The 21,885-nt window shown below is 71.3% G+C and carries 19 protein-coding genes; 10 read left to right on the top strand and 9 right to left on the bottom strand.

Annotated elements, in window-relative coordinates:
* Positions 1-232: 232 nt before the first annotated feature.
* From AC1DQF_RS07035 to AC1DQF_RS07025, 3 genes are read right to left on the bottom strand one after another with little or no spacing between them, the layout of a single operon-like run.
* Positions 233-2,122, bottom strand: coding sequence for a penicillin-binding transpeptidase domain-containing protein (locus tag AC1DQF_RS07035; RefSeq protein WP_477524501.1), 1,890 nt, complete (start codon positions 2,120-2,122; stop codon positions 233-235).
* A 34-nt stretch (positions 2,123-2,156) separates the two neighbouring features.
* Positions 2,157-2,585 carry a DUF6542 domain-containing protein gene (locus AC1DQF_RS07030; RefSeq protein ID WP_477524500.1) on the bottom strand — a complete coding sequence of 143 codons (429 nt, stop codon included), beginning with the start codon at positions 2,583-2,585 and terminating at the stop codon, positions 2,157-2,159.
* A gap of 51 nt (positions 2,586-2,636) precedes the next feature.
* On the bottom strand, positions 2,637-2,831 hold the full coding sequence (locus tag AC1DQF_RS07025; RefSeq protein WP_477524499.1) for a hypothetical protein: 195 nt from the start codon (positions 2,829-2,831) through the stop codon (positions 2,637-2,639).
* Between the two features lie 77 nt (positions 2,832-2,908).
* Here AC1DQF_RS07025 and AC1DQF_RS07020 point away from each other — a divergent pair, with 77 nt between their 5' ends.
* On the top strand, positions 2,909-3,586 hold the full coding sequence (locus AC1DQF_RS07020) for a hypothetical protein (RefSeq protein WP_477524498.1): 678 nt from the start codon (positions 2,909-2,911) through the stop codon (positions 3,584-3,586).
* Between the two features lie 21 nt (positions 3,587-3,607).
* Here the strand turns inward: AC1DQF_RS07020 and AC1DQF_RS07015 are convergent, their stop codons facing one another.
* Both AC1DQF_RS07015 and AC1DQF_RS07010 read right to left on the bottom strand, forming a co-directional pair.
* A complete protein-coding gene (locus tag AC1DQF_RS07015; protein ID WP_477524497.1) occupies positions 3,608-4,834 on the bottom strand; it encodes a DNA recombination protein RmuC in 1,227 nt (408 codons plus the stop codon).
* Positions 4,835-4,883: 49 nt separating this feature from the next.
* The gene (locus tag AC1DQF_RS07010; RefSeq protein ID WP_477524496.1) at positions 4,884-5,663 is read right to left on the bottom strand and encodes an exodeoxyribonuclease III; all 780 of its coding nucleotides are present in this window, start codon (positions 5,661-5,663) and stop codon (positions 4,884-4,886) included.
* Positions 5,664-5,846: 183 nt separating this feature from the next.
* Here AC1DQF_RS07010 and AC1DQF_RS07005 point away from each other — a divergent pair, with 183 nt between their 5' ends.
* The 3 genes from AC1DQF_RS07005 (at position 5,847) to AC1DQF_RS06995 (ending at position 8,753) form a co-directional block, all read left to right on the top strand.
* Positions 5,847-6,629 (top strand): 1,6-dihydroxycyclohexa-2,4-diene-1-carboxylate dehydrogenase, encoded by a 783-nt coding sequence (locus AC1DQF_RS07005; RefSeq protein ID WP_477524495.1) that lies wholly within the window; start codon positions 5,847-5,849, stop codon positions 6,627-6,629.
* 70 nt (positions 6,630-6,699) lie between these two features.
* Entirely contained in the window at positions 6,700-7,758 is a 1,059-nt protein-coding gene (locus AC1DQF_RS07000) for a 2-keto-3-deoxygluconate permease (protein WP_477524494.1), read from the top strand.
* Positions 7,759-7,928: 170 nt separating this feature from the next.
* On the top strand, positions 7,929-8,753 hold the full coding sequence (locus tag AC1DQF_RS06995) for a M57 family metalloprotease (RefSeq protein ID WP_477524493.1): 825 nt from the start codon (positions 7,929-7,931) through the stop codon (positions 8,751-8,753).
* Between the two features lie 71 nt (positions 8,754-8,824).
* Here AC1DQF_RS06995 and AC1DQF_RS06990 read toward each other — a convergent pair whose 3' ends face one another.
* From AC1DQF_RS06990 to AC1DQF_RS06980, 3 genes are all read right to left on the bottom strand, one after another.
* Positions 8,825-10,354 carry a PH domain-containing protein gene (locus AC1DQF_RS06990; RefSeq protein WP_477524492.1) on the bottom strand — a complete coding sequence of 510 codons (1,530 nt, stop codon included), beginning with the start codon at positions 10,352-10,354 and terminating at the stop codon, positions 8,825-8,827.
* Positions 10,351-10,881, bottom strand: coding sequence for a PH domain-containing protein (locus AC1DQF_RS06985; protein ID WP_477524491.1), 531 nt, complete (start codon positions 10,879-10,881; stop codon positions 10,351-10,353). The genes AC1DQF_RS06990 and AC1DQF_RS06985 overlap by 4 nt, the downstream gene beginning before the upstream one ends.
* A 65-nt stretch (positions 10,882-10,946) precedes the next feature.
* Positions 10,947-12,548: an FG-GAP-like repeat-containing protein gene (locus AC1DQF_RS06980; protein ID WP_477524490.1), complete on the bottom strand. Its 1,602-nt coding sequence runs from the start codon at positions 12,546-12,548 to the stop codon at positions 10,947-10,949.
* Positions 12,549-12,701: 153 nt separating this feature from the next.
* On the opposite strand from AC1DQF_RS06980, the gene ychF reads away from it, so the two are divergent.
* Positions 12,702-13,778, top strand: coding sequence for a redox-regulated ATPase YchF (ychF, locus tag AC1DQF_RS06975; protein WP_477524489.1), 1,077 nt, complete (start codon positions 12,702-12,704; stop codon positions 13,776-13,778).
* On the opposite strand, the gene AC1DQF_RS06970 is transcribed toward ychF, so the two are convergent.
* Complete coding sequence (locus AC1DQF_RS06970) at positions 13,768-15,876, bottom strand: MMPL family transporter (RefSeq protein ID WP_477524488.1); 2,109 nt, start codon at positions 15,874-15,876, stop codon at positions 13,768-13,770. The genes ychF and AC1DQF_RS06970 overlap by 11 nt on opposite strands.
* Positions 15,877-16,090: 214 nt before the next feature.
* On the opposite strand from AC1DQF_RS06970, the gene AC1DQF_RS06965 reads away from it, so the two are divergent.
* The 5 genes from AC1DQF_RS06965 to AC1DQF_RS06945 all read left to right on the top strand — a co-directional run bounded on the left by AC1DQF_RS06965 (position 16,091) and on the right by AC1DQF_RS06945 (position 21,885).
* Positions 16,091-17,122, top strand: a complete 1,032-nt coding sequence (locus AC1DQF_RS06965; protein ID WP_477524487.1) for a D-2-hydroxyacid dehydrogenase — start codon at positions 16,091-16,093, stop codon at positions 17,120-17,122.
* A gap of 54 nt (positions 17,123-17,176) precedes the next feature.
* On the top strand, positions 17,177-18,817 hold the full coding sequence (locus AC1DQF_RS06960) for an ABC transporter substrate-binding protein (protein ID WP_477524486.1): 1,641 nt from the start codon (positions 17,177-17,179) through the stop codon (positions 18,815-18,817).
* Between the two features lie 73 nt (positions 18,818-18,890).
* Complete coding sequence (locus tag AC1DQF_RS06955) at positions 18,891-19,958, top strand: ABC transporter ATP-binding protein (RefSeq protein ID WP_477524485.1); 1,068 nt, start codon at positions 18,891-18,893, stop codon at positions 19,956-19,958.
* On the top strand, positions 19,955-20,974 hold the full coding sequence (locus AC1DQF_RS06950; RefSeq protein WP_477524484.1) for an ABC transporter ATP-binding protein: 1,020 nt from the start codon (positions 19,955-19,957) through the stop codon (positions 20,972-20,974). The genes AC1DQF_RS06955 and AC1DQF_RS06950 overlap by 4 nt, the downstream gene beginning before the upstream one ends.
* Positions 20,971-21,885 (top strand): ABC transporter permease, encoded by a 915-nt coding sequence (locus AC1DQF_RS06945; protein WP_477524483.1) that lies wholly within the window; start codon positions 20,971-20,973, stop codon positions 21,883-21,885. The genes AC1DQF_RS06950 and AC1DQF_RS06945 overlap by 4 nt, the downstream gene beginning before the upstream one ends.

Raw genomic sequence — 21,885 nt, 5'->3', positions numbered from 1 at the left:
CGCCCAGGTGCGCGGGAATGGGCCCTCGGGCTTCGCCGAGGTCGTGCAGGTGCGCGAGCGCGAGGAGAGGTAGGTCGTCATACCTGCGCGGGTGCGCCGCACATGGCCGCCGGAGTGGGCGCCCGTGGCTTGGCGCGAGGGAAATGACGACTGGAGTAGCCGGACGGTCGCGCAGGTGCGCGACCTCCGCTGACGACCACGCGCCATTCGTGCGCACGTGCGCACCGCCGGATCAGCGCAGGAACTGCTCCAGGAGCGGCCCGGCCGTCTGGGAGCCGGAGACGCCGGTCTCGACGAACACCGCGACGGCCAGGTCGCCCTGGGTGGCGATCATCCACGTGTGCGTCGGCAGGGCGCCGGAACCGTCGGGGCTGCCGTACTCGGCGGTGCCGGTCTTGGCGCCGACCTCCCCGGGCAGGCCGGCCAGGAAGCCGCCCGACCCCTCGGTGACCACGGCGCGCATCAGGCCACGCAGCTGCGCGGCCTCCGCGGCCGTGAGCGGGGTCGGGCCGGCGGCGGCCGGGACCTCGTGGTCGAGGACGAGACGCGGTGTGACCGTCGTGCCGGCGCTGACCGACGCGGCGACGGTCGCCATGGCCATCGGTGAGGCCAGGACCGTGCCCTGGCCGATGAGGTCCGCCGCCTTCTCCGTCTCGCCCTGGGGCGTAGGGACCTGACCGAAGTACGCCGGGAAGCCGAGGTCCCGGTCGATCCCCAGCCCGAGCGAGCCGGCGGCCGCGGTCAGGGCGGTGTCGTCGAGGCGGTCGCGCTGGGAGATGAACGCGGTGTTGCACGAGTTGGCGACCGCCTGGCGCAGCGTGATCCGACCGATGCCGGAGGCGGGGTAGTCGTCGTAGTTCTTGAACGTCTTGCCGTCGACCACCGTGGTGGCGTCGCACGCCACCGGGCTGTCGGGGCCGATCCCGGCGCGGAGCAGCGCCAGCGAGCTGACCACCTTGAACGTGGAGCCGGGCGCGTACTGGCCGAAGGTGGCGGCGTTGAGCCCATCGTTGCCGGGGCCGTTGGCCGCGGCCAGGATGTCGCCGCTCGACGGGCGGATGGCCACCAGGGCGCTCACCGGACCGGTGCCGGCGAGGGCCTGCTCGGCCTTCTGCTGCAGGGCGGGGTCGAGGGTGAGCCGCAGGGGCTGGCCGGGGACCGGTGCCTGCTCGAAGAGCGTGCGGTCCGCCTCGCCGCCGGTGGCGCTGACCCGGAGGCCCGGCGTCCCACGCAGCTGCTCGTCGTATCGCGCCTGGAGCCCGGAGAGCCCGACCACGTCCCCGGCTGCGATGGCACCGCCCGAGGCCTCGACGGCCTCGGCGGTCGCGTCGCCGACCACGCCGAGCAGGGGAGCCGCGAACTCACGGGTCGGGGCGAGTGGCACCTCGTCCTCGAACCGGGCGGCGCCGGGGATGTCGGCGTACGCCGGGGTGAGCGTGGTGGCAGCGTCCTCGGCGCGCAGGACGAGCGCCTCGACGAATGCCTTCTCGCCGGCCGCGCCCACCTGCGCCACGTAGTCGGAGACCCCGAGGTCGAGCGCCCGGGCGATGGCCCGGGCCGAGGACGTCCACTGGTCGGGCCGGGCCTGGGTCTTGTCCAGCCCGAGGCGCACCACCGGCCGCGGGCCGACGATCGTGCTGTCCCCGGCCCCGAGGACCTCTCCGCGGGAGGCGGGCAGGCCGCTGAGGACCAGGCTCTCGCCCGGGGCGAGGTCGGGGGCGACGATCGCGGGGGTCCACGCGACCTGCCACGCGTCGTCGACCCGGGTCGCCTCGACCGGTGTCTCGTACGTCCACTCGGTGCCGTCGAGGGTCCAGGTCCAGTCAAGGGTCGCGGTGGCGGTGTCGTCCTGCGTCGTGACCGCCCCGGCGTCCACGGCCACCTGCTGGTCCTCGGGGACCGCGGCCCAGATCGCGGCCAGCTGCTCACCGGCCGCCGGGTCGTCGACGGCCACGCCGGCGAGCTCGCGGGCGGCGAGGGCCGAGGCCAGGTCGTCGAAGGTCGCGTCCGGCGGCTCGCCGGACCGGCAGGCCGTGAGCGGCAGCAGGAGCAGGACGCCGGCGAGGGCGGGTCGACGCAGAAGGGGTCGGCGCAGGGGTCGGCGCAGAAGGGGTCGGCGCATGGTCATGATCGGTCGGGCGGCGCGAACCGGCCGGTCAGTCCTCGGTCAGCGCGTCGCGCGCGAGGGTGCGCCGGCGCAGGGCCAGGGTGCCGAGGCACAGGACGTACCCGGCGACGAGCGCGGTGCTGTGGTGCGCGAGCCCGGAGAGCACCGCCTGCGGGACCCCGTCGCCGGCATCGGCGACCGTCGCCGGCGCGACGGATCCGAGGAGGGTGAAGATCGCGACCATGATGAGCGGAGGCAGCACCCCGACGGCGAAGAAGTCGTGCGGTGTCACCACGAGGGCCAGCCCCAGGCAGAGCACGACGAAGCACAGGTCGAAGAAGAGGCTGAGCTCACCGACCAGGACCAGGTTGATGACCACGACGGTGAGCGCGACGGCCACGCCGAGCGCCACGGCCTGTCGGCCCGGCTCGACACCGTCGGTCCACAACGAGCCCGACTGGGCCCTCGTCTGGCTCACGGGGCCACCGTAGGCCGGGCGCGTCCACTCGCGGTGGAGCCGCGCCGGAGGTCAAGCGGGCGGGGAGTCGTCGCCGTCGCCTGCCGCCGCGGCCTCGGCGGCGGCGTGGCGGGCGTGCAGCCGGTCGCGGACCTCGTCGGGGGTGTAGGCGCGACGCACCCGCTCCTGGCGGGCCATCGCCGCTCCGGTGGCGGCGACGCCCACGACGCCGGCCAGCCCCAGCCACTTCCACCATGCGTGTGCCATGGCGGAAGGCTAGTGCGACCCGACGTCGGCGACGCGGATCCTGCGGCCGTGGCCGAGCGTGGTCCAGACTGTCCGCCATGCCCGAGCACCTCACCCTGGACGCGGCGGCCGACCTCACCCGGACCGGGGACCTGTGGCTCTTCCGCGGCCGCACCGCGGCCGACCGAGCCATCCAGACGCTGACCAACGCGCCGGTCAACCACGTCGGGATGGCCGTGGTCATCGACGACCTGCCGCCCCTCATGTGGCACGCCGAGCTGGGCCGGTCGCTGCCGGACGTGTGGTCGGGCGAGAACCACCGCGGCGTCCAGCTCCACGACCTGCGGGCCGCCGTCGGCCAGTGGCAGGAGAAGTACGGGCAGCAGGCCTGGATGCGACAGGTCAGCCCGGAGGTGGGGCGGGTGGAGGAGGACGCCCTGCTGCGCGCGGTGGCCCGGCTCGACGGGGTCTCGTTCCCCACGACGACCCGGCTCGCCGGTCGCTGGCTGCGGGGTCGGGACGCCTACGTCGCGCGGCGCAAGCGTGGTCAGCAGGTGCGCCCGGAGGCGGCCTTCTGTGCCGAGGTCGTCGCCCTGACGATGCAGGAGATGGGCCTGGTGGCGGACGACCGGAAGGCACAGTGGTTCGACCCCGGGACCTTCTGGAGCGGGAGCTACCTGCCGCTGCTCGACCCCTGGACGTACGGCGCGGAGATCGAGGTCGGCGACGTGCCTGCCGGCCACCCGACGCCGAGCAGCCGGCACCGTTGGCGCTGAGGCGACGGGCCCGACCACCTCTCAGGCCCCCCGGGCCCGGTCGTCCCGGTCGTCGACCGGAGCAGGGGACACCGGGCCGAAGGATCCGTCGAAGAGCGTCTCGACCCGCCCCGGTCGGGCGACGTCGCCCAGCGCGTCGAAGTCTCGTGCCTCGAGGTCGCGTGGCCCGGGGTGGAGCCCCTCGTCGGGCACCTCGAGCTCCGGCGCCGACAGCGACCGCGGTGCCTCCTCCACCTGGCGCGGTGAGGGCAGGTCGTCGTTGGTGACGCCCATCTCGCCGAACCGGCGGGCGGTGACGAGGACCCGCCCCTCCAGCGAGCCGACGGCGGCGTTGTAGGAGGAGACGGCGGTGCCCAGCGACCGACCGATCCGGTCGAGGTGCCCGCCGAGGGTGCCGAGCCGCTCGTGCAGCTCGCGACCGAGGCGCTGAACCTCCGCCGCCTGGCTGGCCAGTGTCTCGTGCGACCAGCCGTGCGCGACGGTGCGCAGCAGGGCGATGAGGGTGGTCGGGGTGGCGAGCACGACCTGGCGGGCGGCGGCATACTCCAGGAGGTCGCCCTGGGTCTCCAGCGCGGCGGCCAGGAAGGCCTCGGCGGGCACGAACATCACCACGAACTCGGGGGTCTCGTCGAGCGCGCGCCAGTAGGCCTTGGCCCCGAGCTGGTCGACGTGCCTGCGCAGCTGGGACACGTGGCGGCGCAGGTGGGCGTCCCGCTCCTCGTCGTCCTCCGCACCGGTCGCGTCCAGGAAGGCGTCGAGGGGCACCTTGGCGTCGACGACCACCGCCTTGCCGCCGGCCAGCCGCACGACGAGGTCCGGGCGCAGCACGCCGTCGGCGAGCTGGACCTGCTCGGTGAAGTCGCAGCGGTCGACCAGCCCGGCCAGCTCGACGGCCCGCCGCAGGTGCATCTCGCCCCACCGGCCCCGCACCTGGGGCTTGCGCAGGGCCGTGGCCAGCGACGAGGTCTCGCGACGCAGCGACTCCGCCGTGAGCCGCATGTCGGTGACCTGCTGGCTCAGCTGGCCCTGCCACGAGGCGCGCGTCTGGTCGATGTCGCGGAGCTGGTCGTGCAGGCGCATCAACCCGTCGCGCACCAGTGCCTGGTCGGTCGTCTCGCGGCGCTCGCGCGCCTCGAGGGCGGCGACGATCCCGCTGTCCTGCGGGCGGGACCGGGCCCAGAGCAGGCCGATCAGCCCGCCGAGCGCCAGACCGACGAGCAGGGTCAGGGAAGTGGTCAGGAGGTCCATGGGGCGAGCATGGACCAGGCCACCGACAACGCGGTGGACCCCGGACGGCTCAGTCGACGTCGACGACGACCGGGGCGTGGTCCGAGGGCGACCCGGTGCCTTGGGCGGGGTCGCGTTCGTCGCGGTCGATGAAGGCTCCGCTCACCCGCCCGGCGAGCGACGGCGAGGCGACCACGAAGTCGATCTTGAGCCCCCGGTCGCGCTCGAAGCGCTGCCGGTAGTAGTCCCAGTAGGTGTACCCGGGGTCGTGCGCGCGGGTGACCTCGACGTACCCGTCGTCGAGGAAGCCCTGGAAGGCGGCCCGCTCCGGGGGAGTCACGTGGGTGGACTTCAGGAACTGCGCGGGGTCGAAGACGTCGTCGTCGGTGGGGCAGATGTTCCAGTCGCCGACCAGCGCCGTGTCCCCGTCGAGCCACGACCCGGCGGCCTCGCGCAGCCGCGCCAGCCAGTCGAGCTTGTAGGCGTAGTGCGGGTCGTCGGGCTTGCGGCCGTTAGGGACGTACAGCGACCAGATGTCCACGCCGCCGCACCGGGCCGCGATCGCACGCGACTCGGGGGCCAGCGGGTCGCCGTACCCCGGCATCGCCTCGAAGCCCACCCGGACGTCCTCGAGGCCGACGCGAGAGACGATCGCGACGCCGTTCCACTGGTTGGTGCCGGCGACCGCCACCTCGTACCCCAGGGCCTGCAGGCCCATCAGCGGGAGCTGGTCCTCGCGCGCCTTGGTCTCCTGCAGGGCCAGGACGTCGACCTCGTGACGCTGGAGGAAGGCCTCGACTCGGTCGATGCGGGAGCGGAGGGAGTTGACGTTCCAGGTGGCGATGCGCACCGCACCAGCCTAGGAGAGAGCCCTTGACTGCAGGCAGGGGAGGCGGCCGCGGCGCTCTGACCTCGGTCGATAGACGCGAGCAGTCGATTGAGTGCGGATTGGTCTTTCCCCTCCGATCAATGTCCGTGCCAGATTCGCCTCGCGTGACGACCGTCACCCCCGCATCGTCCAGGAGGTCCCGTGGTGTTCCCAGGCAGGTTCGACGACAGGGTCGTGGTGGTGACGGGCTCGGCCCAGGGCATCGGGGCCGCCGTGGCCCAGCGGGTGGCCGCCGAGGGAGGTGCCGTCGTGCTGGGGGACCGGTCGCCCCTGGTCGAGGAGGTGGCCGCGTCGATCCGTGCCGAGGGCGCGACCGCCGTGGCGCACGAGTGCGACCTCGAGCGCTACGACGGCGCCGAGGCACTCGTGTCGCGGGCGCTGGCCGAGCACGGCCGGGTGGACGTGTGGATCAACAACGTCGGCGGCACCATCTGGACCCGTCCGTTCGAGCACTACGACGTCGCCGCGATCGAGCAGGAGATCACCCGGTCGCTGTTCCCCACGCTGTGGTGCTGTCGCGCCGTGCTGCCGCACATGGTGGACCGTGGCCGCGGCACGATCGTCAACGTCTCCTCGATCGCCACCCGCAGCGTCAACCGCGTGCCGTACGCCGCGGCCAAGGGCGGCGTGAACGCCCTGACCGCCTCCCTCGCCTTCGAGGCGGCGAGCAAGGGCGTGCGGGTCGTGGCCACCGCGCCCGGAGGCACCGAGGCGCCGGCCAGGCGGGTGCCCCGCAACGACGCCGAGCTGGGTGCCGAGGACGGAGCCTGGTACGACGAGATCGTCGCCCAGACGGTCGCCAGCACGCACCTGGGTCGCTACGGCACCCTCGCCGAGCAGGCCGCGCCGATCCTCTTCCTCGCCTCCGACGAGGCCTCCTACGTCACCGGCAGCGTCCTGCCGGTCGGCGGTGGTGACCAGGGCTGACACGCCCGGTCCCCATCCCCACCTCACCCCTGGGACGCGGCACCCCCGCGCCCGCACCGGAAGGACTCTCATGGACTCACTGCTTCGCGCCATCGGCCGCATCCCGGGCGCCCTGATGATCGTGCCGCTGTTCCTCGGCGCGCTCGTCAACACCCTTGCCCCCGACCTGCTGATGATCGGCAGCTTCACCACCGCCCTGTTCAAGGAGGGCGCCCCGGTGCTGATCGGCCTCTTCTTCCTCTCCGTCGGGGCGCAGATCCAGCTGCGCGCGGCCCTGCCCTCGATCGAGAAGGGGCTCGTGCTCCTGCTCGCCAAGTACGGCGTGGCGGTGGTCGCGGGACTGGTCGTCGCGTTCCTGACCCCGGACGGCAACCTGTGGGGGCTCGTGCCGCTGGCGGTCATCGCGGCCATGTCCAACTCCAACGGCTCCCTGTACGTCGCCCTGACCAGCCAGTTCGGCAACAAGACCGACAAGGGCGCCATCTCGATGCTGTCCATCAACGACGGCCCGTTCCTCACCCTGGTCGCCCTCGGGGCTGCCGGCCTGGCCGACTTCCCGATCATGGCTCTGGCCGCCGCGATCCTGCCGATGGCCCTCGGCTTCGTGCTCGGGAACACGAGCACCATCGCGCGTGAGTTCCTGGCCCCCGGCGAGAAGCTCATCATCCCGTTCGCGGCCTTCGCCCTCGGTGCCGGCATCGACTTCTCGGTGCTCGCCACCTCAGGAGCGATCGGCGTCCTGCTGGGGCTGGCCACGGTGGTGCTCTCCGGCGGCGCGGCCGTGCTGGCCCTCTACGGCTGGCACGTCGTGCGGCGTCACCCCCGACCCACCCGCAACCTGGTCGCAGGCGTGAGCGAGGCCAGCACGGCCGGCAACGCGATCGCGACCCCGGTGGCCGTCGCATCCGTCGACCCGACCTTCCTCGCGGTCCAGGAGGTCGCCACGGCACAGGTCGCGGCGGCCGTGGTGACGACGGCGTTCACGGCACCCTTCCTGGTGGCCTACGTGGCGTCGTGGCAGCGCCGGCGTGGCGTGACCCCGGAGAACGAGGAGGCGCTCTACGAGGCACCGGCCGAGGTCGGTGTCGAGGTCGACAGCGTGCCCGCGGAGGCTCGGGCCACCGTCTGAGACCGGTGGGGGCTCGGGCCCCCTTCGGCAGAATTTTCCACAGGTAGCCCTTTACACGGGCAATCGTGGTGCGCAAGGTTCTCCCCACGCACTGTTCTCGGGAAACAGGTGCCACTGCTGGACCCCCGGGCTGAGTGTGCCTACATCCACCATCCCTGAGGAGCTCCACCATGCAGCGCAGCCGTCTCGGGCAGCTCGCCCTCGCCTCCGCAGCCGTCCTGGCCGCCACTCTCACGTCGGTCGCCACACCGGCGCTGGCGGCCACGGACAGCGACATCCCCACCTTCTCCGAGTTCCACTCGCAGACCTTCAAGGACGTCGACAACCAGTACATCGTCAACGGTGACGAGCCCGTCTCCACCACCAGCGACCTCAAGACGTTCTACGAGTCGATGGTCGGCAGCTCCAAGAAGACCACCGAGAACGGCCTCGTGGTCAACACCGTCAGCGGTCGTGACGACAAGTGGACCGCCACGCAGGCGATGAACCTCACCTACTGCGTGAGCACCAAGTTCGGCAGCCAGTACGCCGCCGTCGTCAACGCCATGGCCGCCGGATCGGGCCAGTGGGAGGCGGCCTCGTCCAAGGTCAACTTCACCTACCTGCCGGCCAACGACGCCAGCTGCACGACCCGCAACAACGCGGTGCTCTTCTCGGTCGAGCCGACCAGCACCACGCAGTACATCGCCCGGGCGTTCTTCCCGAGCACGGCCGACCGCTCGCGCAACGTGCTGGTCAACGCCACCTCGCTGCAGAACTCGGGCTCCTGGACCCCGTCCAACATCCTGGCCCACGAGCTCGGCCATGCGCTCGGCTTCCGTCACGAGCACACCCGCCCCGAGGCCGGCACCTGCTTCGAGGACAACAACTGGCGCCCGCTGACGCCGTACGACTCCTCCTCGATCATGCACTACCCCCAGTGCAACGGCACGAGCAGCAACCTGAGCATGACGGCCACCGACCGCCAGGGGATCGTGGCGCTCTACGGCGCCTGATCCGCACCGAACCGCGAACGCCCCTCCTGTCCCGAGCTCGAGGGGCGTTCGTGCGTCCGGGATCCGGCCGTTCAGAGGGTCCAGGCGGTGAGCACATCCGGCGTCGCAGCGTCGGCGAGCGCGATCGCACGCTCCCGGGGGACGTCGCGCACGAGGACCCGCTCCGCGCCCGCCGCGGTGGTCGCGACCAGGTCGGCGAGCCCGACCCGGCGCTGGAACCACGTCTCGTTGACCACCCAGCCGATGATCCCGTCGGTCTCGAGCACGGTGCGCACGCGGGCCGCCTCGGCGTGGCCCACGACGAGGTGTGACGCCGCGCCGGGCTCGCGGACGAGGACGTGGCCCAGGTGCCGGTACGACGCCTCGGCGACCGCGACGCTCGCCGGGAGCCCGATGACGAGCACCGCCACCGGCAGCCACCAGCCGAGCAAGCCGACGTCGGTGAGCACGACGGGGAGCACGGCCAGGGCGGCGAGCACGAGCACGCCGCGGGCCTCACGCACGTGGCTGCGACGTCGCGCGGCCGGGCCGTGGGCGACGAGCGGGGTCGTGAGGCGGCCGGGCTCGGCCAGCACGTCGTCGCCGACGTGGACGCACACCTCGCGGGGGCAGGGCGGCAGGATCCGGGTGACGCCCTCGCTGCCGAYGCCGGTCGCGAGGGTGGACAGCTCGCCGCCCCCGACGGCGCGCAGCAGCAACGGCTCGCGCATCTCCACGCCCCGCACCCGCGTCTCCTCGACGCTGATCGAGCGGGTGGTGAAGAGACCGGCCGTCAGGTGCAGCGACCCCTGCCCGCGGGTCAGGCGCATGTCCCACCACTGGACGACGTAGCCCGTGACCGCGACCGCGACCCAGCCCACGAGGCCGATCGCGAGCACCAGCAGGACGACGAGCCAGACGGCAAAGGACGTCACCCACTGCCAGCCGCTGCTGAGGTGCTCCTGGTCCAGGAAGGGGAGGTCGTCGGCGAACTGGGCGAACAGGCCCACGAGGCCAGCGATCAGGACGAGTCTCGCCAGGCTGAACGGGGCGAAGCGCAGCCACGACCAGTCGATGGCGGCCAGCAGCGACTCGACGGGAGCAGGCGCGACGACGGGGGTCGTGGGGTCGGCGTACGCCTCCGCCGCCACCGGTACGCCGCCCTGCCGCCGGGCCAGCAGGTGGGCGCGGAGCTCGGCGGCCCGCTCTCGGGAGATGGCGTCGAGGGTGATCCGGTCGTCGTCGACCCCGGTCCCGATCTGCACCTTGGCCAGCCCGAGGACCCGGTGCAGGAGCGAGGACTCCAGGTCGACGCTGCGGACCCGGTCGAGCGGCGCGGTGGAGGTGGTCTTGGTGAGCAGGCCGGTGCGCTTCTGGAACTGGGTCCCTGTGACCCGCCAGGACGTGGTCAGCCAGGGCAGCACCCCGAGGGCGACCGCACCGAGCACCAGCAGCGGCACCGACCACCACGGCATCCCGTCGTCGCGGCGCGAGCTGAGGCCGACGAAGGCGATCAGCGCCGGCACCAGGAACTGGCCGACCGTCTTGACCGGGTCGAGCAGGAGGTTGCGCGGGTCGAGCCGCTGCCACCCGCCGGAGTCGGGGTCCACCTCCGGACTCACGTGGCGTCGCCCTCGCTGGCGCCGGTGATGGCGGTCAGGGTCGCCACCAGCTCGCGTGCCTGCTCGGCGTCGAGGCAGTCGATCGTGATGGGCCCGGCGGCCGAGGCGGTGGTGACGGTCAGGGAGGCGAGGCCGAACACCCGCATCAACGCCCCCTGGCGGGAGTCGACGGTCTGCACCCGGCTGAGCGGGGCGATCCGTGAGCTGATGGTCACCCACCCCGAGCGTGTGTGGATCGCGGTGTCGGTGACCTCCCAGCGGTGCACCCGGTAGCGCACCGGCGGCATCACGGCGGGGTACGTCGCCAGGGCGACGAGGGCGAGCACGCCGAGCGCCAGGGACCACCACGGCGGCGTGCCCGCCGACAGCCACCACGCGACGTACGCGGCGACGAGGACCAGGGCGAGGACCACGGACGGGATCATGGCCGCGACGCGCCAGAAGCCGACGGCGCGGGGGGACACCTGGTGCGCGGGCTCGCGCAGTCCGGGGGAGGACGGGGTGGCCGGGGCCGGTGCCTGGGTCATGGCCCGAGTTTTCCACGACCGTGGAACTGCGGGCACGGCCCGACGCGCCGGGACGGACGAGGACGTCAGCCCCGGACGGTCCACGTGTCGTCGGCGGTCGGCCCCAGGGCCGTCGCGGTCTGCAGGAGGTACGTCGAGAAGCCGGTCGCCGCGTCCAGCGCGTGCACCTCGGTCGTCGCGCCCGCCTTGTTGACCATCAGCAGGTCGTCACGGCCGTCGCCGTTCGGGTCGGCGGCGCTGACCGACCAGGTCCCCGGGTCCACCGCGGGTGCCGCGGTGTAGGTCTGCGCGAGGAAGGTGGTGAAACCGGTCTTCGCGTCGAGCACGTGCACCGCCGTGCGGCCGTCGGACTGCAGGTCGACGAGGTAGAGGTCGTCGCGCCCGTCGAAGTCGTAGTCGCCGGCGGTGACCTGCCAGCGGTCCGGGTCCAGCGCCGGGGCGGCCGTGGCGGCGTGGGACAGCTCGGTCTGGAAGCCCGTGGAGGCGTCGAGCACGCTGACGGCCAGTCGACCGTCCTCGTCGAGGTCGACCACCCACAGGTCGTCGCGGCCGTCGCCGTCGTAGTCGCCCGCGACGAACTCCGCGCGCCCGAGCCGCGTGTCGCGCTGGAGGATGGTCGCGTGGCTGAGGAAGGAGTGGAGGTACTCGCTCCCGTCGAGCACCTTGACCTGGGCCGTCCCGGCTCCCTCGGGCAGCACGGCGTAGACGTCGGTGGCGCGGTCGCCGTCGAAGTCGCCGGTCGCGTAGCTCCAGCCCTGCTCGGTGAGGGGCAGGCCCGTCTGGTTGGAGTACGCCGCGTAGCCCGACGCCGCGTCGAGCACGTGGGCCTCGACGCCGCCGGTGGCGGGCTCCCGGATCGCCACCAGGTCCGCCGGGGTGCCCGTGGTCTGCCGGCCGACCTGCTCCACGCGCACCTGGTCGACGTACATCGAGGGTGAGGACGAGGTCTCTCCGCAGGTGGGCTGCTCCTCGTCGGCGCAGTTCCGCTTGACCTGGAGGCGCATGTGCTCGGGGGCCACCGGCGCGTGGTCGGTGGACCACGTCTCGACGCCGTCGACGAAGAACCGCGTGGGCACGGGGGAGACGGTGGCGGCGTCCTGTCCGGGACCCATGTAGGTGAACTCCACCGAGTACTCGTGCCACTGGTCCATGTCCCGGGGGTAGGAGTCACCCAGGCAGGCCTTGTCGCCGATCGGCGGGGAGTAGCGCCAGTAGTACGCCGCGAGCACCCGCCCGCAGCGCGGCTTGCCGCCCCAGCTCTCCACGACGTCGATCTCGCCGACCCGCTGGGTGTCGTCCGTGCGCAGCCAGAAGGCCGGGTGCACCCCGGTCTCCTTCGGCATCTTGAGCGTCGCCGAGACGCGATAGGTGGTGCCGACCTCGAAGGGGACGGAGGCCAGCGACCCCAGGTGGGCCTCGGGGCGCATCTCGAGCACCGTGCGACCGTCGTACGTCGTCTGGGTGATCCGGTCGGCGTTGGACGTCGAGACGTGCGACCAGCGCTCGGCGTACGGCGCGTCGAAGCCGTCGTTGTAGACCTCCACCGGGCCCGCCACGGGCGGGGCCGAGACGAGCGGCGTCTCCGGCACCACGAGGTCCGGCACGGGGGGCATGGTCGGGCTGAGGAACTGCAGCGCGACGAGCAGCTCGAGAAGCCAGGAGGGCATGGGTCCTTCGAGGGCAGGAGAAAGGACGTCGATCGACGGAATCGGTGGACGGAGTCGATCGACTGTGTCGATTGAACAGGGCAGGTGGTGGCCCGGCCAAACCGGCCGCCYGGATCAGGGCATTCGGCGGTCGCGCCCGTAGACTCCCGGCCCGTGGCTCTCACCATCGGCATCGTCGGACTCCCCAACGCGGGCAAGTCCACGCTCTTCAACGCCCTGACCAAGAACGACGTGCTGGCGGCGAACTACCCGTTCGCCACGATCGAGCCCAACGTCGGAGTCGTCGGGGTCCCCGACGACCGTCTTCCGAAGCTCGCGGAGGTCCACGGCTCGGCCAAGATCCTGCCCGCGACGGTGGAGTTCGTCGACATCGCCGGCATCGTCCGCGGCGCCTCGGAGGGTGAGGGCCTCGGCAACAAGTTCCTCTCCCACATCCGCGAGTCCGCGGCCATCTGCCAGGTCACCCGGGTCTTCCGCGACGAGGACGTCACCCACGTCGACGGCGAGGTCAACCCGTCGTCCGACATCTCGACGATCCAGACCGAGCTGATCCTGGCCGACATCCAGACCGTGGAGAAGGCCATCCCGCGGCTGGAGAAGGAGGCCCGCGGCGACAAGTCGAAGGCCCCCGTCCTCGACGCCGCACGCGAAGCGCTGACGGCCCTCGAGGGCGGCACCCCGGTCATCGACACGAAGATCGACCGCGACCTGTTGCGCGAGCTCTCCCTGCTGACCGCCAAGCCCTTCATCTACGTCTTCAACTGCGACGCCGACGAGCTGGGCGACGACGACCTGAAGGCCCGTATGCAGGAGATCGTCGCGCCGTCCGAGGCGATCTTCCTCGACGCCAAGTTCGAGTCCGAGCTCGTCGAGCTCGGCTCCGACGAGGAGGCGCGCGAGATGCTCGCCGAGATGGGCGTCGAGGAGCCCGGCCTGGACGTGCTCGCCCGCGTCGGCTTCGACACCCTCGGCCTGCAGACCTACCTGACCGCCGGTCCCAAGGAGACGCGGGCCTGGACGATCAGGAAGGGCGCGACGGCTCCCGAGGCCGCCGGTGTCATCCACACCGACTTCCAGAAGGGCTTCATCAAGGCCGAGATCGTCTCCTTCGACGACCTGATGGCCCTCGGCACCATGCAGAAGGCCAAGGAGGCCGGCAAGGTGCGCATGGAGGGCAAGGACTACGTCATGGTCGACGGCGACGTCGTGGAGTTCCGCTTCAACGTCTGACCCGACGCGTCAACGGCGACGGCTCGACCCGGAGCACCTTGGCCACGCCGGCAGGCAGCCACCAGTTCGACCGGCCCAGCAGGGTGACGAGCGCCGGCACGAGCAGCGCGCGCACGATGGTGGCGTCGATCAGGATGCCGACCCCCAGGGCGGTGCCGAGCACCTTGATGTCCGTGCCTGGTGCCGACGCGAGGGCCGCGAAGGCGAAGAACAGGATGAGCGCGGCGGACGTCACCAGCCGGCCGGTGCGCCCGAGGCCGGTGATGACGGCCTCGTCGGTGTCGCCGGTGTCGTCGTACTCCTCGCGCATCCGGGCCAGGATGAAGACCTCGTAGTCCATCGAGAGCCCGAACAGGAACGCGAAGATCACCACCGGCAGCCAGAACGTGATGGCGCCGGTCGCCGACACGTTGAAGATCAGGTCGGAACCGTGGCCCTCCTGCCAGAAGAACACGACCGCGCCGAAGACCGCGGTCAGGGACACCAGGTTGAGCGCCACGGCCTTGACCGGCAGCAGGATCGAGCGGAACGTCCGCATCAGGAGCACGAAGGTGATCAGCGCGATCAGGAGGAGCACGTAGGGGAACTTGTCGTAGACCGCGGTGAAGTAGTCCTCGACGGTCGCGCCGGCGCCGGTCACCAGCACCTCTCCGTCCACGGCGTCCTGGACGGAGGTCCGCACCGCGTCCACCACCTCGTTGCTGGTGCTGTCCACCGTCTCCGTGACGGGCACGACCTGGATCACCGCCTGGTCGGCCTGGTCGGACGACACCGCGGCGACCTGGATGCCGTCGACGCGGCCGGCGGCCTCGGCCGCTGCGTCGGCCTGGTCGCGGTCGACGAGCACGACGATCGGGGTCAGCACGCCGGTGCCCACGCCGGCTGTCTGCAGCGTGTGGAGGGCGTCGTACGGCGCTCCGCTGYGGGCCAGCGAGTCGACGCTGGCGGTACCGATCTTGAGGTTGGACACCGGGTAGATCAGCAGTCCCAGGAGCACGAGCGCCGCGCCGGTGGCGAGCCACTTGTGGTGGACGATGCCGCGTGCCCACGCCGTCCACCCCCGGGAGGCGGTGGCCTCCTTGCGGATCCGCGGGTAGTCGATGCGCGGGCCGACCTTGGAGAGCAGCGCCGGCAGCAGGGTCAGCACGACCGCGACGCTCACGAGCGGGATGAGCATGCCCCCGATCCCCATGCTGCGCAGGAACGGAACCGGCACCACGACCAGGGCCACGAGGCTGATGGCGACCGTGACACCGGAGGCGAGGACCGCGTGCCCCGCGGTCTGCATGGCGACCACCACGGCGTCCTCGTTGGTACGGCCATGGGCGCGCTCCTCACGCCACCTCGACACCAGCAGCAGTGAGTAGTCGATGGCGACGCCGAGCCCGATGAGGGAGATCAGGAACTGCACGACGAAGCTCACCTCGCTGAAGGTGGTCAGCCCCAGCACCAGCAGGAACGTCGTGAGGATCGAGACCGCGGCGATCAGCAGCGGCAGGAGCGCCAGGAACGACGCGAAGACGAACAGGAGCACCAGGAGTGCCCCCGCCGCGCCGAGCAACGTCTCTGCCAGCACGCTCGGCCCCTCGGTGTCGCCGCCCGCGGACAGCAGGCCGTAGGACGTCAGCCCGGCCGTCAAACCCGCCTGGTCGGACGCCGCGGCCAGCGCGGGCTCGAGCTGTGCCTCGATGCCCGGCCCGAACGAGGTCGGTGGCGGCCCCTGGATCAGTGCATAGGTCGTGAGCCCGTCCGGGGCGATGAAGCTGTCGTCGCCGGTGGTCGCGAAGTCGGTCACCAGGACACCGGGCGAGGCCGCGGCGGTCGCCTCGAACACCCCGTTGACCGCATCGATGTCGGACGTCACGGACTGTCCCTCGGGGACGGTCACCACGGCGACGTACGTGTCGAACGAGCTCACTCCGTAGCTCGCGACGAGCTGCTTCTCGGCGTCGTCGCCGGGCTGGCCCGGGAGCGAGAAGTCGATGGTCAGCCGGTCGCTCAGCTGACCGGCGGCGACGCCACCGAGGATGAAGGTGGTCAGCCAGAAGAGGCTGACGATCAGCCGGTGCCGCATGACGAGCCGAGCGAGACGCTCCACGGGGGACTCCTGGCCACAGAGGGCAGCCCGCCCGGGAGCGGACTGTTCGGTCGACGGTACTGAGAGCGTCCTCGACGCGTCAACGAGTGGACGGGCCGCGTCGGCGGCCATCCCGCGGGCTCCATGTGCGAGCGACGGAAGACCCTTGACAAGGTGAGCCCGCTCACACTTTAATGCTGATTGTTAACAATCAGCGATCTCAGCGAGGTGTTGCATGTCGGCTCTCCCCACGGTGTTGATCTCGACCCACCTCGAGCGACAGCACGTGAGGGCCATCGAGTCCGCCTTCCCGGACATCGAGGTCATGTACGACCCCGAGCTGGTGCCGGCACCCCGCTACCCCGGAGACCACGGGGGAGCGCCTCACGAGCTGACCGCCGAGCAGCAGGAGCGTTGGGACGAGATGCTCCAGCGGGCGGACGTCGCCTTCGACTTCGACTGGCAGGACCCGGCGCGACTCGTCGACCGTGCCCCGAAGCTCCGCTGGGTCCAGGCCACCAGCGCCGGCATCGGCGCCTTCATGACCCGTACCGGTCTGTGCGACACCTCCTTGGTCGCGACCACGGCCGCAGGCATCCACGCCGTCCCGCTCGCGGAGTTCGCACTCGGCGGCGTCCTGCACTTCACCAAGGGCTTCGGCCACCTCGAGCGTTGCAAGCAGGCTCGACACTGGGAGCGCTACACCACGGAGCAGCTCGCCGGGCAGACCGTCACCGTCGTCGGCCTCGGGAAGATCGGCCAGCAGGTCGTCCGATCGTTCCGGGCGATGGGCACCGATGTCGTCGCGGTCGGGCGACCCGGAGGCAGCTACGACCTCCCCGAGGACGTCGAGGTCATCGACACCCGTCGGCTCGACGCGGTCCTGCCCCGCACCGATGTGCTCGTCCTGTGCTGCGCTCTCACCGAGCAGACCCACGGCCTCGTCGGGGTTGCCGAGCTGGCCGCACTCCCCTCGCACGCGGTGCTCGTCAACATCTCCCGCGGGCAGGTCGTCGACGAGGACGCCCTCATCGCGGCTTTGGAGTCCGGATCCCTCCGGGGGGCGTGCCTGGACGTGTTCACCACCGAGCCGCTGCCGCAGGAGTCCCCCCTGTGGCGGCTGGACAACGTCATCGTCTCGCCGCACTCGGCCTCCACCGTGGCCGGAGAGAACGGTCTCCTCGCAGCGCTGTTCATCGAGAACCTGCGCCGCTGGCTCGAGGACAGGCCACTGATCAACCTCTACCGCCGAGACCTCGGCTACTGACCTCACCGCACCCGGGCGTCGGGCGCACCAACGAATCATCAAAGGAGCACGTCCATGCAACGGAAACGACTGCGTCTGGTCACGGCGATCGGTGCCCTCACCCTGGCCGCCAGCGCGTGCACCGGCAGCACCACCAACGACACAGCCTCGAACGACAGCGGGTCCGATCCGAGGTACGGCGGCACGATGACCGTCGCCTACTCGAGCAACCCGAACACGTTCGATCCCGCGGTCTGCTACGACGCCACGTGCTGGAACAACATGCGGATGATCTTCGACCGCCTCTACGACTACGTGGGCGACACCATGGAACTCGCGCCGCAGGCCGCCGAGGCGGCACCCGAGGTCTCCGAGGACGGGCTCACGTACACGATGAAGATCCGTGAGGGGATGACGTTCTCGAACGGCGACCCCGTGCGTGCGCAGGACTTCGCGTACTCCTACTCGCGCATCCTCGATCCCGCCACCAAGTCGCCGGTCCAGAGCTTCTGGCAGGGAGTGGAGGGCGCCAAGGAGTACTCCGAGAACCCCCAGGGCGTGGTGTCCGGCATCAAGGCGGTCTCTGACAACGAGCTGCAGATCACGCTCACGGCCCCCAACTCGGCCTTCAAGTACGTGCTGGCGATGCCGCACTCCTCGGTGATCCCCGAGGGCACGGGCGACCAGCAGGCCACCGACCCCATCGGGTCGGGCCCGTTCGTCTTCGACAGCTACGAGCCCGGGCGCGAGATCAAGCTCACCCGCAACGAGGACTACTGGGAGGAGGGCAAGCCGTACGTGGATGCCGTCGACCAGAAGATCAACGTCGACCCGTCGGTGCAGCTGCTCCAGGTGCAGAAGGGGCAGGTAGACCTCATGGGCGACCCGATGCCGCCCGCCAAGTACCTCGAGGTCGTCAACGACCCGGCCCTCGAGGACCAGACGACGACCATCACCAAGCCCAGCACCTACTTCCTCACGCTCAACACCCAGATGGCCCCGTTCGACGACCCCAAGGTCAGGGAGGCCGTCTCGTACGCCATCGACCGCTCCTTCCTGGTCAAGCTCGTCAACGGGCAGGGCCAGGAGGCCAACCAGTTCCTGCCGCCCGGCATCGCCGGCTACAGCGACACCGAGATGGTCAACGACCAGGACATCGAGAAGGCCAAGCAGCTCCTCAGCGATGCCGGCTTCCCCGACGGGCTGAAGACCACGCTCTACACCTGGAACGACGACCCGTGGACCACCCTGGGCCCGCAGATCCAGCAGGACCTGAAGAAGATCGGCATCGACGCCGACTTCCGGCCCCTGGAGCCCAGCGCGTTCTTCGAGCTCGCCGCCACGCCCGACAAGGCGCCGATGACCCTCACCTTCTGGGTGGCGGACTTCCCCGACGGCAGCAACTTCTTCCAGGCGCTCATGTCCTGCGCGGCAGCCATCCCCGGCGGCCAGAACTACTCCTTCTACTGCAACAAGGAGATGGACGACACGGTGCTCGAGGCGCTCGCCACCGAGGACCCGGACGAGGTGACCCGCCTCTACGACGAGGCCGGCACCACGATGCTCGCCGACAACCCGGTCGTCCCGCTGTACTACGGCACGAAGACGGAGGTCTTCGGCGCCAACGTGGGCAACTACCACTCGCAGCCCATCTGGGGTTGGGACATGACCAACTACTGGAAGAACGACGGCTCCGAGGCCCGGGCCGCCAACTGATCCGTCGAGGTGCCATCACGCCACCCCCTGCTCCGGGCGTGGTGGCACCTCGCGGGCCCGACCAAGGGACCCCATGAACGCCATACTCGACATCAAGGACCTCGCAGTGTCCTTCGCCTCCGGCGAGGAGGTCGCTCCCGCCGTCCGCGGAGTCTCCTTCGACGTGGCTGCGGGCGAACGCATCGGCATCGTCGGTGAGTCGGGCTCGGGCAAGTCGGTCACCGCTCAGGCGATCATGCGCCTGCTGCCGTCGACMGCCGACGTCTCCGGATCCGTCCGCTTCAACGGCGAGGACATCCTGGGCTACGACCGCAAGCGGTTGACCCGCCTGCGCGGCGCCGAGATCGCCATGATCTTCCAGGACCCGATGTCCAGCCTGAACCCCTTGATGCGGATCGGGCAGCAGATCACCGAGACGCTGCGACGTCACCGGGGCCTGGGCCGCTCCCAAGCACGCGACGAGGCGATCCGCCTGCTGCGCACCGTGGGCATCGCGGACGCGGAGGCGCGGCTGCGTGACTATCCCCACGCCTTCAGCGGTGGCATGCGCCAGCGGGTCTGCATCGCGATCGCCGCCAGCTGCGCACCCCAGCTCATCATCGCCGACGAGCCGACCACAGCCCTCGACGTCACCGTCCAGGGCCAGGTCCTCGACCTGCTCGACAAGCTGACCGACGACCACGGCACGGCGGCCATCCTCATCAGCCACGACCTCGGCGTCGTGTCGAGCTTCTGCGACCGCATCCTCATCATGTACGCCGGCCAGATCGTGGAGCAGGGGCCCACCGAGCGCGTGGTCCGCGCCCCCCAGCACCCCTACACGCGGGCCCTGCTGGACTCGATCCCCCGCATGGACCAGGACCTGCCGCACCGGCTGCCCGGCATCCCCGGTGCCCCGCCCCACGGCGCGCAGGACGTGGACGGATGCCCGTTCGCGGCCAGGTGCCCGCGAGCCACGCAGGAGTGCCTGGTCGCCATGCCGACCATGACCCCCACCACGCCGGCGCTGAGCCCGGCGCTGAGCCCGGCGTACGCACCCGACGGCGGGGCGGCCCCCGCGCTGGCAGAGGCACCATTCGCCTTCGCCTGCTTCCACCCGCTGGGTGCCGACGCCGCAGAGCCCCTGGAGGTGGCCCGATGACCGGACACGTCGAGACCGTCGGACCGATGGTGGAGGTGAGCGGCCTGACCGTGCGCTTCAAGCCGCCCCGCTTCAGCGGCCGACCGACCGTGGTCGCCGTCGACGACGTGTCCTTCACCATCCGACGGGGCCGCACCCTCGGGATCGCGGGGGAGTCCGGGTCGGGCAAGAGCACGGTCGCGCGGGCCCTGATGCGGATCACCGATCCACAGGCCGGCAGCCTCCGCGTCGGCGGACGCGAGATCACGGCGCTCGGCGGACGGTCCCTCCGTCAGTTCCGACGCGAGATGCAGATGGTCTTCCAGGATCCGTACGACTCGCTGAACCCCCGCGTCACGGTCGGCGACTCCGTCGCCGAGGCGCTCACGCTCCGCGGCCTCAGCCGACCGGACCAGAGGTCGGCGACCCGAGACCTGTTCTCGCGGGTCGGACTGCCGCCGTCCTTCACCACCCGGTACCCGCACCAGCTCTCCGGTGGCCAGCGGCAGCGGGTGTCCATCGCGCGTGCGCTGGCCGTCGAGCCACGCGTCGTCGTCTGCGACGAGGCGGTCTCGGCGCTCGACGTCTCGGTGCGGGCCCAGATCCTCAACCTGCTCAAGGACCTGCAGGAGCAGGACGACCTCACCTACCTGTTCATCTCCCACGACCTGTCCACCCTGCGGTTCATCGCCGAGGACGTCGGGATCATGTACTTCGGGCGGATGGTCGAGGTCGGCACGCGTGAGCAGGTGTTCGGCAACCCCGCCCACCACTACACGCAGGCATTGATCACCGCCATCCCCGAGCCGGGCGCACCGCGTGCCCGGGTCCGCTCCCGACTCCAGGGCGAGCCACCCAGCCACAGCTCCCCACCCCCAGGGTGTCCCTTCAGCCCACGCTGCCCAGCGGCGCAGGACATCTGTCGTCAGGTCCAGCCGGAGCTCGCCACGGCTCCGGGCGGCCAGCAGGTCGCGTGTCACTTCCCCATCCCGGCCTCCTCCCAGAGCCGGACCGATGCAGTCGCGGAGGCACGATGACCATCCCGTTGAGTCAGGCAGAGCTCCCGACGGCCGACGCGCCGGACACGCGCGTCTTCCTGCGCCGCGCCGCCTCGAGCCTGCGGCACGACCTCCCGGCGCTCATCTCCCTCGTCCTGCTCGTGCTGCTGGCCCTCGCGGCCCTCCTGGCGCCGTACCTCGCACCACACGACCCGCTCACCACGTTCAGCGACGGGATCAGCGACCAGGGCGCGCCGCTCGGACCGTCGGACAAGTTCCCCCTGGGGACCGATCCCAACGGCCGCGACGTCCTCTCCCGCCTGCTGTACGGGGCGCGCGTCTCCCTCGTCATCGGCATCGTCGCCAACGGCCTCGCCACCGTGCTGGGGGTCGGGGTCGGGACGGTGGCCGGCTACCTCGGCGGCTGGGTCGAGACCGTCCTCATGCGCGTCACCGACGTCGTCATGTCCTTCCCCATCCTGCTCTTCTGCATCGCCCTGATCTCCGTCACCGGTCCGAGCGAGCGCAACGTCATCATCGTCATCGCCCTGATCTACTGGACGGCGCTGGCCCGGATCGTGCGCGGTCTGGTGCTCTCGCTGAAGGAACGGGAGTTCATCTCGGCGGCGCGCACCCTGGGTCTGTCCCACACGCGCATCATGTGGCGGCACATCCTCCCGCACATGCTGCCGGCCATCATCGTCTACGCCACCCTGGGCGTCGCCTCGTCCATCCTGATCGAGGCGTCCCTGTCCTTCCTCGGCATCGGTGTCCCCGTCCCCGATCCGTCGTGGGGACAGATGATCGACCAGGGCCGCCTCTACTTCCGGACCGCTCCCTGGCTCCTGTTCGCGCCCGGCGCGTGCCTGGTCCTCACCGTGCTCACGTTCAACCTCGCCGGCGACTGGCTGCGGGACCTGCTCGACCCCACCGCTCAGGAAAGGCGCTGA

Source organism: Nocardioides sp. P4_G4 (genome assembly GCF_056401085.1).
Note: the sequence above shows the minus strand (reverse complement) of the source record. Positions and strands in the feature narration are given on the sequence as shown.